The organism is Bacillus sp. FSL K6-3154 (assembly GCF_040869395.1).
GTDB lineage: Bacteria > Bacillota > Bacilli > Bacillales > Bacillaceae > Bacillus > Bacillus safensis.
Genome location: NZ_CP152033.1, coordinates 1271813 through 1284366 on the forward strand (window position 1 = coordinate 1271813; position 12554 = coordinate 1284366).

The 12554-nt window shown below is 40.8% G+C and carries 15 protein-coding genes; 9 read left to right on the forward strand and 6 right to left on the reverse strand.

Features of this window, described 5'->3' with window-relative positions:
- Positions 1-7 precede the first annotated feature (7 nt).
- Positions 8-1396, reverse strand: a complete 1389-nt coding sequence (locus tag MHH61_RS06725; protein ID WP_125585881.1) for an MFS transporter — start codon at positions 1394-1396, stop codon at positions 8-10.
- 199 nt (positions 1397-1595) lie between these two features.
- Between MHH61_RS06725 and MHH61_RS06730 the strand changes: the two genes are divergently transcribed.
- From MHH61_RS06730 to MHH61_RS06750, 5 genes are all read left to right on the forward strand, one after another.
- Positions 1596-2441, forward strand: a complete 846-nt coding sequence (locus MHH61_RS06730; RefSeq protein ID WP_224426795.1) for a transporter substrate-binding domain-containing protein — start codon at positions 1596-1598, stop codon at positions 2439-2441.
- 42 nt (positions 2442-2483) lie between these two features.
- Positions 2484-3161 carry an amino acid ABC transporter permease gene (locus MHH61_RS06735; protein WP_080652918.1) on the forward strand — a complete coding sequence of 226 codons (678 nt, stop codon included), beginning with the start codon at positions 2484-2486 and terminating at the stop codon, positions 3159-3161.
- A 10-nt stretch (positions 3162-3171) separates the two neighbouring features.
- Positions 3172-3912, forward strand: a complete 741-nt coding sequence (locus MHH61_RS06740) for an amino acid ABC transporter ATP-binding protein (RefSeq protein ID WP_034622553.1) — start codon at positions 3172-3174, stop codon at positions 3910-3912.
- A gap of 192 nt (positions 3913-4104) precedes the next feature.
- Positions 4105-5313 carry an ammonium transporter gene (locus MHH61_RS06745; protein WP_024426325.1) on the forward strand — a complete coding sequence of 403 codons (1209 nt, stop codon included), beginning with the start codon at positions 4105-4107 and terminating at the stop codon, positions 5311-5313.
- An 18-nt stretch (positions 5314-5331) separates the two neighbouring features.
- Complete coding sequence (locus tag MHH61_RS06750; protein WP_024423704.1) at positions 5332-5679, forward strand: P-II family nitrogen regulator; 348 nt, start codon at positions 5332-5334, stop codon at positions 5677-5679.
- Between the two features lie 84 nt (positions 5680-5763).
- Here the strand turns inward: MHH61_RS06750 and MHH61_RS06755 are convergent, their stop codons facing one another.
- Entirely contained in the window at positions 5764-6660 is an 897-nt protein-coding gene (locus tag MHH61_RS06755) for a peptidoglycan DD-metalloendopeptidase family protein (RefSeq protein WP_034281210.1), read from the reverse strand.
- Positions 6661-6776: 116 nt separating this feature from the next.
- On the opposite strand from MHH61_RS06755, the gene MHH61_RS06760 reads away from it, so the two are divergent.
- A complete protein-coding gene (locus MHH61_RS06760; RefSeq protein ID WP_029706351.1) occupies positions 6777-7286 on the forward strand; it encodes a GNAT family N-acetyltransferase in 510 nt (169 codons plus the stop codon).
- 32 nt (positions 7287-7318) lie between these two features.
- Here MHH61_RS06760 and MHH61_RS06765 read toward each other — a convergent pair whose 3' ends face one another.
- Genes MHH61_RS06765 through MHH61_RS06775 form a run of 3 tightly spaced genes read right to left on the reverse strand, consistent with a single transcriptional unit; the run spans position 7319 to position 10204 of the window.
- Positions 7319-7849 (reverse strand): thioredoxin fold domain-containing protein, encoded by a 531-nt coding sequence (locus tag MHH61_RS06765; RefSeq protein WP_125585877.1) that lies wholly within the window; start codon positions 7847-7849, stop codon positions 7319-7321.
- The gene (locus MHH61_RS06770; protein WP_044333378.1) at positions 7846-8403 is read right to left on the reverse strand and encodes a MauE/DoxX family redox-associated membrane protein; all 558 of its coding nucleotides are present in this window, start codon (positions 8401-8403) and stop codon (positions 7846-7848) included. Before MHH61_RS06770 ends, MHH61_RS06765 begins: the two co-directional genes overlap by 4 nt.
- A gap of 1 nt (position 8404) precedes the next feature.
- Positions 8405-10204 carry an ABC transporter ATP-binding protein gene (locus tag MHH61_RS06775; protein WP_125585875.1) on the reverse strand — a complete coding sequence of 600 codons (1800 nt, stop codon included), beginning with the start codon at positions 10202-10204 and terminating at the stop codon, positions 8405-8407.
- A gap of 98 nt (positions 10205-10302) precedes the next feature.
- Between MHH61_RS06775 and MHH61_RS06780 the strand changes: the two genes are divergently transcribed.
- A complete protein-coding gene (locus tag MHH61_RS06780) occupies positions 10303-10809 on the forward strand; it encodes a hypothetical protein (protein ID WP_025093903.1) in 507 nt (168 codons plus the stop codon).
- Positions 10810-10855: 46 nt separating this feature from the next.
- On the opposite strand, the gene MHH61_RS06785 is transcribed toward MHH61_RS06780, so the two are convergent.
- Positions 10856-11251 (reverse strand): hypothetical protein, encoded by a 396-nt coding sequence (locus MHH61_RS06785; protein ID WP_024423711.1) that lies wholly within the window; start codon positions 11249-11251, stop codon positions 10856-10858.
- A 524-nt stretch (positions 11252-11775) separates the two neighbouring features.
- On the opposite strand from MHH61_RS06785, the gene MHH61_RS06790 reads away from it, so the two are divergent.
- Together MHH61_RS06790 and rpmG are read left to right on the forward strand one after the other, a co-directional pair.
- Positions 11776-12198, forward strand: coding sequence for a DUF5362 family protein (locus tag MHH61_RS06790; protein WP_024426331.1), 423 nt, complete (start codon positions 11776-11778; stop codon positions 12196-12198).
- 153 nt (positions 12199-12351) lie between these two features.
- On the forward strand, positions 12352-12501 hold the full coding sequence (rpmG, locus tag MHH61_RS06795) for a 50S ribosomal protein L33 (protein ID WP_003214771.1): 150 nt from the start codon (positions 12352-12354) through the stop codon (positions 12499-12501).
- Positions 12502-12554: the final 53 nt, after the last annotated feature.

Here is a 12554-nt window from a genome sequence, read left to right on the forward strand (position 1 = left end):
CTCTCACTTATCGCGCCGCTTTTTTTATTGGCTGTCTCCCTCTAACCATATTTGAAAAATAAAGACTGACGCCAATGCCAATAAGAGAAATGATGATCAACGTCCAGCCTAATTGCGCAAAATGAGCACCAGCAATTTCATCCCCAAACAGCATACCAAGCACAGCAGACGACAGAATAGAACCAAGGTAGCGGCATGTTTGAAAAAGTCCAGAGGATGTGCCAATCATTTGCTGAGGACTTGCCTTGAGCATCGCAGCTTGAAGCGCGACATTCCCAATCCCGTAACTGAGCCCAAGCAGCGCCAGAACCAATCCTTTTCCCCATAATGGCGCAGGAATAAAAAAGAAAGTCATGGCAGACGCTCCAGCCAGCATCAATACAGCACTCGCTAAAACTGGATGGCGTTCATCCCCGCGATCCACCCACTTTCCTGTCAGCGGCGACACAATAATGCTCACCCCTGACATACACAGCATAAAAAGACCCGTCATCTCCACACGCCAGCCTAACTCATCCTGAAAATAACTCGGCAAACCAAAAAAGAGACAATAGAAAAAGATATTTAAAATGATAAATTGCACATACACAAGTGACAGCCGCTGCTCTTCTCTGAACATCCGTATTTGAATAAACGGTTCATCCACCTGATACTCCCACCAGATAAAAGCGCCTGCACTCAGGAGACAAAGAATGCCTTGAACATATTGAATACCATCACCCAGTGATAATAAAAATGAAAGCAGGAGAACAATGCAGGCGGTAAAAAGAAGCATCCCTGGCAAATCGAGTGTTCGCACAGTTTCGCCTATGCGCAGCTTTCTCTTTTTCTGCTCCTTCGGAAACAACAATAGACCGAGAAAGAAACTGATCAAAATAAACGGCAGATTCACTAAAAAGATAGCCGGCCAGCCGCCAATGGTCATCAGAAATCCGCCAAGCGTCGGTCCAAGCGCCGTCATCGCTGAAGCAAAAATGGATAATACCGCTAACGCCGAAGCCTGTCTTTCTTGAATATGATCCCGAATGAGTCCGACTCCAGAAGGATAAATGGCACTGCTTCCAATCGCCTGTAACAAACGGATCACAATCAGCACCGCAAACGTTGGGGCAAACGGCGCGCAAATGGCTGAGACTGCGACAAGAACGAGACCGAATAAAAATAAGGTTCTCCGGCTCATCACATGATCCCCAATCCGGCCGCTCACTGGCTGTGTTACTGCACTTGCTAAATAAAAAGAAGAAATAAGCCAAGATACGGTCGTAAACGACAAACCGAATTCATGCTGAATTTGATGCAAGGCCAAAGAAATCATTGATGAATTCAGCGGATTCAACATCGTTCCAAAGGCAATAGCGGTTAAAAAAACTTTTCGATTGTCTCTCCACTTGTTCATACACTGACCTCCTTTTTGCAACCCTTTCGTTATTATGAGATTCATTTCCCTTTTTTACCCTAATCAATTCAAGTTCTCTCTTAGAAAAGCAAGACATACATTCTAAAAAGGACGATTGTTGGAATAACACATATAAAATTGAGAATATGAGGAACAAATGGTAAGATGCTACACATATTGAAAAGCCTACTTTCTCCTTATATGGAGAACGGCTGAAAAGGAGGAGAAGCTTATTATTAAAAAAAGACGGTTTTGGGTCCCAGCCCTTTTCTCGGTTGCAGTATTACTTCTGTCTTCGTGTGGTTCAAATGAAACAAATGGGAACGGAGATAAACGTAATTCTACAGCGAAAGGGTCGCCAATTTTGGAGGATGGAAAATTTATTTTTGCAGCATCAGGTGAATTTCATCCGTTTAGTTACATGGATGGAAATCAGATGTCCGGCTTTGATATCGATGTAGGCAATGCGATTAGTGACAAACTAGGTCTCGAACCTATACAGAAAAAATATAAATTCGCAGGCATCGTCGAAGGCGTGAAAGCAGGTAAATTTGATGCGGCAGTTGCAAGTCATACCATCAATGAGGAACGAAAAAAACACGTCCTTTTTTCTAAGCCCTATTACTACTCTGGTCCGCAAATTTTCACAAGACCTGGAGCAGACATTCAGCATGCTGATGACTTAAAAGACAAAGAAATTGCTGTATCCAAAGGATCGTCCTACGCTGATATTGCTAAGGAACATAGCGGGCAAGAACCAAAATATTATGATAGTGATGTCGTCGCCTTAGAAGCACTGGCCAACGGAAAACACGATGCAGTCGTAACAGATTTCGCCACAGGTGCAGAAGCGATGAAGAAAAAATTGAACATCACAGCACAGGAAAGACTCGGACAAAGTGAGCAGGCAATTGCTGTATCAAAAGAAAATGAACAGCTCATAAAAGAGATCAACGATGCGATTGACGCACTAAAAAAAGACGGAACATTAAAACAAATTAGTGAAAAGTACTTTGATGAAGACATCACGGTCAAACAAGATTAAAACCACGATTGTGCGCCCTTTTTATAGGCGCACTTTCTTCAAATGGAGATGATTGTTTTGCCTACCCTATCACACTTTTTTCAGACGCTGATTGATTCTAGAGGTATTTTCTTAGAAGGAATGCTGATCACCTTACAGCTGACGGTGATCAGCATCTTCATCGGTATGTTCATCGGGCTTTTCTTTGCTTTATTGAAAATATCCCGCATAGCCGTTTTCGGTTATATCGCCAATGCCTATATCTTTCTTGTACGCGGAACACCACTTATTGTTCAAATTTTCATCCTATACTTCGGCCTCACAGAATTGAATATACCCGACTTCTGGGCTGCTTCCATTGCGCTCGCCTTTCATAATGGGGCCTATATAGCCGAAATATTTAGAGGTGCTATCCAATCCATCGATCAGGGGCAAAAAGAGGCAGGACGCTCTCTTGGCATGGGTCGTTTTTTAACAATGAGGCGCATCATTCTCCCGCAAGCGATGCGGCGTGCCCTCCCCCCTCTTGGCAACCAGTTCATTATCGGCTTAAAAGATTCATCGCTCGCCGCCTTTATCAGTGTCAATGAACTATTTAACGTCGCCACCACGCAAGGCTCCAACAGTTTTGATAATATGACGTATTTACTTGTTGTCGCCGTCTATTACTTAGTTCTTGTCCTGCTGTTAACATTCGCTGTCCAAACCTTTGAGAAGAAACTATCAGCCAGTGACCAATAGGAGGAGAAGCATGACAGAATCAAAGGAAATCATTCGTGTTGAAAAACTCAATAAATACTTTGGAGAGCTTCATGTTTTAAAAGATATCGATCTCACTGTTTATGAAAATGATGTGGTCGTCTTAATTGGCGCAAGCGGTTCTGGAAAAAGCACCTTGCTCCGCTGTATGAACTTTTTAGAAATAAAAAATGATGGAGATATTATCATTGATGGCAGTCCTGTTCATCCAAAGCGCGATCAATTAAACGAAATGAGACAAAAAATAGGAATGGTGTTTCAGCATTTTAATCTTTTTCCGCACAAAACTGTTCTTGAAAATATCATCGAAGCGCCTGTTATGGTGAAAAAAACAAAGAAAGCACAAGCCATCGCTGAAGCCAGCGCCTTGCTAGAAAAAGTCGGACTTGCGGATAAAGCCAACGTATATCCTTCTAAACTATCAGGCGGCCAAAAACAGCGTGTAGCCATAGCCAGATCTCTCGCCATGAAGCCTGATGTCATGTTATTTGACGAACCTACATCTGCCCTTGATCCAGAGCTTGTAGGCGAAGTGCTGCAAACGATGAAAAGCCTCGCAAAAGAAGGCATGACCATGGTCATTGTCACACATGAAATGGGCTTTGCGAAAGAAGTTGCCGATCGTGTCGTCTACATGCACGAAGGCCGCATCGTCGAAGAAGGCGTCCCTTCGGAATTGTTTGACTCTCCTAGGGAGGAACGTACAAAACTGTTTCTCAGCTCCATTTTATAGGTCAAACGCCCTTCATTTTTAGTGCTTAACTTACGTTTTTGCTCATTTTTTACGAACTTTTCATCCATTTATATTGAACTTAACCAAAAAACCATGTCAGATAAACTTACATGTATATGTTATATATGACTTTTCTCTCTATAATGAAGAATTAAGAAAACAATAATTCTGAATGATTCGGGGGAATGCAGCATGCAAATGGGTGATACAGTATTTATGTTCTTCTGCGCACTACTCGTGTGGTTAATGACACCGGGTTTAGCTTTATTCTACGGAGGACTCGTGAGAAGTAAAAACGTGTTAAGCACAACCATGCACAGCTTAACGTCACTAGCGATCGTTTCAATCGTATGGATCGTATTCGGTTATTCCTTAGCTTTTGCACCAGGCAATGCATGGATCGGAGGATTAGACTGGGTGGGCCTGAAAGGCGTAGGTTTTGAGCCTGGTTCCTATAGTGAGACCATTCCACATTCATTGTTCATGATGTTCCAAATGACCTTTGCCGTCTTAACAACAGCCATCATCTCAGGGGCCTTTGCTGAACGGATCCGCTACTCAGCAGTCGTTGTATTTACACTCCTTTGGGTCACATTTGTATACGCTCCAGTCGCACACTGGGTATGGGGCGGCGGTTGGATTGGCGAGATGGGTGCGCTTGACTTCGCAGGCGGAAACGTGGTTCACATCTCATCCGGTGTTGCGGGTCTTGTCGTGGCAATTGTGCTCGGGAAGCGTAAAGAAGCGGCAAGCTCTTCTCCGCATAACTTGATCTACACCCTTCTTGGCGGAGCAGTCATCTGGTTTGGCTGGTTTGGTTTTAACGTGGGTAGTGCTCTTACATTAGACAGCGTGGCCATGTTTGCCTTTATTAACACCAATACAGCTGCTGCTGCAGGAATCATCGGCTGGCTGTTAGTAGAGTGGATGATCAACAAAAAACCGACCATGCTCGGCGCGATCTCTGGAGCCATCGCAGGTCTTGTCGCCATTACACCTGCCGCAGGTTTTGTTACACCGTTTGCTTCTATTATAATAGGAATCATTGGCGGGATCGTCTGTTTCTGGGGAGTCTTTTCACTCAAAGCCAAATTTGGCTATGATGACGCACTAGATGCATTCGGCCTTCACGGAATTGGCGGTACTTGGGGAGGAATTGCAACAGGACTTTTCGCCACAACTTCTGTCAATGACGGCGGAGCCAATGGTTTATTTTACGGAGATCCCAGCTTACTTTGGAAGCAAGTGGTCGCGATTGTTGCCACGTACGCTTTTGTTGCCGTTGTGACATACGTAATCATCAAAGTGGTCAATGTCTTCTTCAAAATTCGTGCAACCGAAGAAGAAGAATCAGTGGGTCTTGATTTAACCATGCACGGTGAAAAAGCTTATCAAGATTAAAGAAAAAGGGGTGTCTCTATGAGCAAAATGTATAAAGTGGAGATTGTCACACGTCCAGCTAATTTTGAAACATTAAAGGTGGAGCTTGGAAAGATTGGTGTCACCTCGATTACCTTTTCAAATGTACACGGCTGCGGCTTACAAAAGGGACATACAGAGCTATACCGCGGCGTCAAAAAGGAAAGCAACGTGTACGAACGATTAAAGATCGAAATCGTCCTAAGCAAAGTACCTGTCGAACAGGTCGTTGAAACAGCTCAAAAGGTACTTCGTACAGGCGAACCAGGGGATGGGAAAATTTTTATATATGAGGTAGCGAATACAATCAACATCCGGACAGGTGAAGAAGGACCTGCCGCCCTATAGTGTATCCTCCGCCGAGTGGCGGAGGATCTTTTTAAGCAGAAAAAACCTCTGCATATTCATATACACAGAGGACCTTGTAAGACATTAAGATTGTTTTGTTTCTTCTGACTGACTGCTGTCTTTAGAGGAATCAGAAGACTTTTCTTGATCAGAGGATTTCCCCTTCTCATCAGACTTTTCTTCAGATTTTTCTCCAGCTGGCTCTTTGGCTTTATCTTCAGCAGCAGGTTCTTTCGTTTTTTCCTCAGTCTTTGGCTGAGCAGGTTCTTTTGCTTGTTCCGTCACTTCTTGCGCTGCTTTTTCAATTGTAGAAACAGGCTTGTCAATGAAGCTAAGCGGATTAAGCGCTAAACCTTCCATACGAATTTCAAAATGCACATGGTTGCCGCTTTCAGCACCATATAGATTTTTACCAGAAGCACCAATGACATCATTCTGCTTGACTTCATCGCCTTCTTTGACACTCACTTGTGACAACGATTGATAAACAGTCGATAATCCATCTTCATGTTCAATTTCAACAACGTGACCAAGAACTGGATCTTTTTTCGCTTGAACCACTGTTCCACTAAGAGCAGCTGTGACATCAAACACTTTGCCATCTTTATCTGCAAGATCAATACCTTTGCTCAAGGTATAGGTGTTATTATAGTTTACAAGTGCTGCTTCTTTTTCTTTTTGGTCAGCATCTGCTTCATAGAACTTTTTCACGACAGAAACATTATCAGAATTCTGGACCGGCATTGCGACATTTTCAATTGGCTTTCCAACTTCAACGGCATCATCGCGCTGTTCTTGCCCTGTTTGATTTCCATCAGATAGTTGGTCTTTCACATCTTTTGATACAGCTTGATACCAAAGAACGGCTGTTAACACGACCGCTGCGCTGACCAAGTAAATAGCAGGGAATACCCAGCGCTTACGGAAAAATTGCTGAACTTTTGTGATTTTGGAAGTACGTTTCTTTTCTTCCTCTCTCATTTTTCATCACCTCAGCAACATTCTGAACACTTTTCAAAAAATATATACACACGAAATCATTTTTCTTTTTATTTTGCGCAATCGCATCAATAATATGTATGATAAATGAAAAAAAGATGGGAGACTTAATTGTGAAAACTTTCAACCGTATAGCAACAGAAGATGACCTCAAAGCGATCGTTGATATCTACAATTCAACCATTGCTTCAAGAGAAGTGACCGCAGATACAGAACCAGTTTCTGTCGAGGATCGCCGGCAATGGTTTTTGAATCATTCCGAGAAAAGACCTCTCTATGTGAAAACAGATGAGGATGGAAATATCTACGGCTGGCTCAGCTTTGAAACCTTTTACGGAAGACCTGCATACAACGGGACCGTTGAAATGAGTATCTATTTAAACCAAGACTATCGAGGAAAAGGCTTAGGATCACTTTTCTTACAAGAAGCCATTGATTTAGCACCCTCATTAGGCATTCGAACGTTACTTGCCTTTATTTTCGGGCACAACGAAGCCAGCATTCGACTATTTAAAAAGCACGGCTTTGAGACATGGGGCCACCTGCCACGCATCGCAGAAATGGACGGCAGCAGATACGATTTAGATATCCTAGGAAAAGAATTATAAAACAAGCGTCTCCCTGAAAAAGAGACGCTTTTTTATGACGCATGTAACAGCTGTTCAAACTGTTTCGCATTTTGAAGAGATTTTCTTTGCAGAATGATACCATGTTCATCAATGAGAATCGCTTGTGGAACAACTGTTACCCCGTATAGCTCCATGATTTGTGAAGAACGAGTATACACAGCCTGGGACGGCAGCAATTCAAGGATCTGCGTATCATCCGCCTGTTCATCCCCATTAATAAAAATGAATTGAGTATCATCAACAGCGATTTGCTGCTGCAAGTCTGCTAAAATGCTTTTGCACGTCATACAAGTAGAGTTCACAAATAACAGCATCACAGCACTCCCGCTTTGAACATATTCCTTCAAAATGACCTTCTCGCCTAAATGGGAATAGCTTCGAAATAACGGTGCAGGATCCCCCACATCCGCTTCCTTTAATTCAATTCCATCAAGGGTTTTGATCTTATTCATAAATTTTCCGATAAAACGAGCGAGCAAAAATATCACAGCCAGCTGAGCAATGACAATGAATAACACAATAATCAATAGAATATCTGTCATTTCACATCGTCTCCTTCTATAAATAATTCAAATTGATTGATCCATTTTCTTTTAAACATTAAGACTTCTTGACCCACCGCTATTATGAAAGAGACAGCCACGGCAATGAGAAAACAAATGATGTTATATTGCCATGGAATGGTTTCTGCATAGGGATGCACATAAAACAATCCGATCACAAGAGCCAGCATCGACACATTGCGAATCACAATTCCCCAGTGAAGGCGTTCATTATCAAGCAGTCCACCACAGCCGCAAGAAATATCACGATGTCCTCTCAATAAATTGAAGGTCACCGCTCCAGTATAAATACTTAAAAGTGCTGTAAGACCAATCGCAGGTACAAGAGTCATATGCCATACGAATAAAAAAACAGTACAAACCAATTCTGCAGTTAAAAACAAATAAAACATGGGTCCCGTGAAAGAAGAAGGCAGCAGCCGATAAGCATTCATCTGCTGCATATGTGCCGTCTGTTTTTTTACTTTATCAAGCCAAGCACCAGCAAAAATGATACCTAATAAATAGACACCTATGTAATAAAAGACACTCACCTTACGCCATCTCCTTTTGTTGAAATAATTGAGATTGTGCCTCGTAAAGCCTTTTGTACTCTCCGTTTAACACCATCAGTTCATCATGGTTCCCCTCTTCAACGAAAGCACCATCTTTCATTACGATTATACGGTCTGCTAAACGGGCTGCTCCCATTCGATGTGTGATAAACAAGACACCCTGATCCTGCGTGTGATCGAATAGCTTTCGAATAAGTGAAATTTCCGATAGTGGATCAAGAGCAGAAGTTGGTTCATCTAAAATGATAAAATCACTCTCTCTAAAGAAGGTTCTAGCCATCGCGAGCTTTTGCCATTGCCCGCCAGACAGTTCATGGCCTTCTTCAAAAAATCGGCCAAGCTGCGCATCATACATTTCTTCCATTTGATGAATTCTTTTCTCTATGCCTGCTTGCCGGGCAGCTGAGATCATCCGCTCTCCCTCGTCCATATGATCAATACGGCCAAACCCGATGTTTTCTTTCACAGTGAACTCGTACTTCATAAAATCTTGAAAAAGAACAGCCATTCTCGCATGATATGACTTTTTATGAATAGTAGAAATGGACTCACCGTTGACTTTTTGCATGTTCGACTGATCTGGATCATATAAACCGGTCAAACATTTGATCAAGGTGGTTTTACCTGATCCGTTATCCCCCACCAATGCAATACGTTCACCTTTATTGATATGAAAATGTATATGCTCAATGGCAGGTGTTTTCATATTCGGATAAGTAAAAGAGAGATTTTCAAGTGTAATGGACTGAATACACTCGATTTTTCGAAGCGATGCTCCTTCTTCTGTCTGCTCATGAATTTCTTCTTCTCTCTTTTGAAAAGCTCTCATTTCATCAACATAAAGACTTGTTTCATATAAACTAGAACATTCTCTTGTTAAGTCTTGAAAACCACTTTGGATGTTTTGCACCGCTTGCAGCACAGCGACAAATGTCCCGGCAGCTAATTTTTTTTGAAAAATAAGAAAAACAATAAAAAGGCCGCAGCATACATAGGCAAATGTCATAAGCAATCCGCCCGCCATCTCCCAGCGGACTTGCCGCTTAAGCAGTTTATATTTTTCATCTGCACTTTTTACATAATGATCTTTCCATTTCTGAAGAAGATAATTCCCGATTCCATATAAACGGATTTCCTTCAATGAATCCCGTTGTGCGACAAGATCGGACACATACATTTCTCTTCTGTCATTGGCTGTTAACATACGGTTTAATTGATAACGCGCTCCTCCAAAGAAAAGCTCAATCCACAAGATAGGCAGGGTAAACACGATCAGAATGACCGCCAAGCCCCAATGGATACCGATCATATAGATAAGAAGTGATACAACAGTAATCAATGCGCTCATGATGGTAAAGATACTTCTAACCATGCTCAGAACATGCTGATGACTGTTCATCACACGTTGACTTTCATTGTAAAAAGACGGGTGTTCAAATGTAATAAACGGCAGCCTGATCGCCTTTTGAAGCAATTCACCCTTCAAATGCAGACCAATCAAATTTGTCGCTTTCTGCTGGCTAAGCTGAAGAATGAATTGAAGCCCATATCCTAAAACCACAATGACCATTTGCAGCCCAAATAACCACAAAACCTTTTGAATGTCTCCTGAAGACGTCATGAATAAAATAATTTCATTAATCAAAGTTTGAATAATCCAGACACTAGCCAAAGGCATAAAACCAACGATCACTTGGATCAACAAGGTTAAAAGAAGATACGATCGGCTTCTTTTCCAAGTATAGGAAATTGCATATAAACAATGGTTCACTGTACTCATCAAACGCTCCACCTTACACCATTTAGTATAATTGACATATTTTTGATATTTATATTATGATAGCTTTGCGTAACTTTACTCTGAGAGGACGATATACGATGAATTCAATCCTACTTTTACAGCTCACTCTTATTCTTTGCAGCCTATTATTAACGATCGGAGTCATCATCTATTTAAAACAACAAATGGAACTGATCATCTTACCGATACAGCATGTTGGACAAAAACTTGTGCATCCGCTGCTTGAAAAACCATCACCTATTCCAGTGAATGATTTACTGCAAACCAACAACAAGCAGCAGCTACTTATTTTCACTGATACATCATGTCCGCATTGCATCCCATCACTTGAACAATTCCTAGAAACGAAAAAGCAGCGTAAATTGGACGTTTCATTTAGTATTTTGCTAAAGAATGGGCAAAAAGAGGATCAAGAATTATATCGTGATAATAAAACCAACATGCGAATTATCCCTGTGGACGAGCAAATGATAGACGCATTCCAAATTGAAGAATTTCCTTATTACATTATGGTAGAAGATGAAATCATCTCATACGCAGCACCTTTTCCGGATGGTCTTTATTCAAGGATATCTGCAAAATAAAGATAAATGAGGCATGTGAAGACTATCAAACACATGCCTCATTTTTTTATTGTGGATCTGACTGAACATCTTGATCTTTTTCTCCTGCAGCAGCTTCACTCGCTTCACCTGAAGCCTGTTCCTCAGCTTGTTCAAACTCACTCCGAGCCTCATTTGAAATGTCTACTTGGTCACCATGCTCATTCACAGTAACAGACGAAGAAGACGTCTCTTTTTGAGCCTCTTTCTCTAGTTCCTTTAATTTAGAAACATGAAGTTCTAAATCTTTTCCTTGCTGAACTAGAGTAAGTTGTTGAAATAATGCCTTTCTCTCTTCTGGAGAATGGTCACCTTGAACAATTTGAGCCGCTTGGGTTAAAAAAGAATTTGATGTTTGACCCGCTTGACGTCTATTTGACGTCTGCATAGCATTTGTTAAGAATGAAATTGAAGATATGCTCATGCGTTCACATCCTATTAAATATGATCCTTAGATTAGCAGCCACATCTAACGCGTTCTTGACTAGTACAAATCTCACCTGTGTCACGATCCACGTAGTAACGGAAAGTTCCAACACCTTGAAGGAAACAAGTCGGTGCTGATTTACATGAAGTGACTAATTTTTGCAAAATACATCTTGCAGCTGCCGGTTGAACATTGGTCATCTTGTTTAAGAAACGATCTAACATATGAATTCCACCTTCCAATTTTTATGGTAACACAACACAATAATAACCAATTACTAGACAACTAACAACATATTTTGATAAATTTACTAATTATTTTTTACTACAAATCTTATTTATGACATAATTTGTTGATAATTTTTATAGTAAATGTTACTTTTTTCTTATTTGAAAATAATTTATTTATCTGTAAATGATGAAGTGAAGATAGAAACATTTTAATTAAACAACATTCACTCTTCCTAAAGCACTACTTACTCAAGTATGATAAAGAGTGAATACATAAAGGAGTGAACACCATTGCAACAAACTGAGAAAATCATTCAATCTCTTCATTCAATCGTAAAGTGGGGAAAGGTTGGTAGTATCTTTCTCTATATTTCAGGCGGTCTGGCTATTCTTATTGGTTTTTGGCTTGTTCTTCCTGCAGCCCTTGGCGTCTTCCTCATTATGATGGGAATTCATGTACAAAAATCTGTAAAAGCAGCTGAACACTTGATTCAGGCTCCAGATACTTCTTACGAAGAATTATTAGAACAGTACGCTAAGATGATGAAAATGCAAACACTGTTTGCCATTTCAAGTATTGCCGCAGTTATTCTTTCATTCATTGCTATCGTTTTGATACTTATACTAGGCGGGTTAGCTTTCCTCCAAGAAATTCCTTATGATGTCCAGCAGTATGAAGGTGATTACGAACAAGAACTCGGTGACTTTTATTAATGGAGAGGGGTATCAATAGTCATTCGATACCCCTTTTGTTTTTATCATTTGACTTGGATCATTCTCCTATGCTTGACATTCAGTCTTGATCATTTTAAAATACAAATCGTAACTATTACGAATTAAAGGAATTAAAGGAGGATCCTATTACTTATGCGCGTGAAAATTACGTTGGCCTGTACTGAAACAGGTGACAGAAACTACATCACAACAAAAAATAAAAGAACGAATCCTGACCGATTGGAGTTAAAAAAATATTCTCCTCGATTAAAGAAATATACCCTTCATAGAGAAACAAAATAAATTTTTTAGATTATAAATCGTAATGATTACTTTTTAAGCGAGGCGGAAAACAA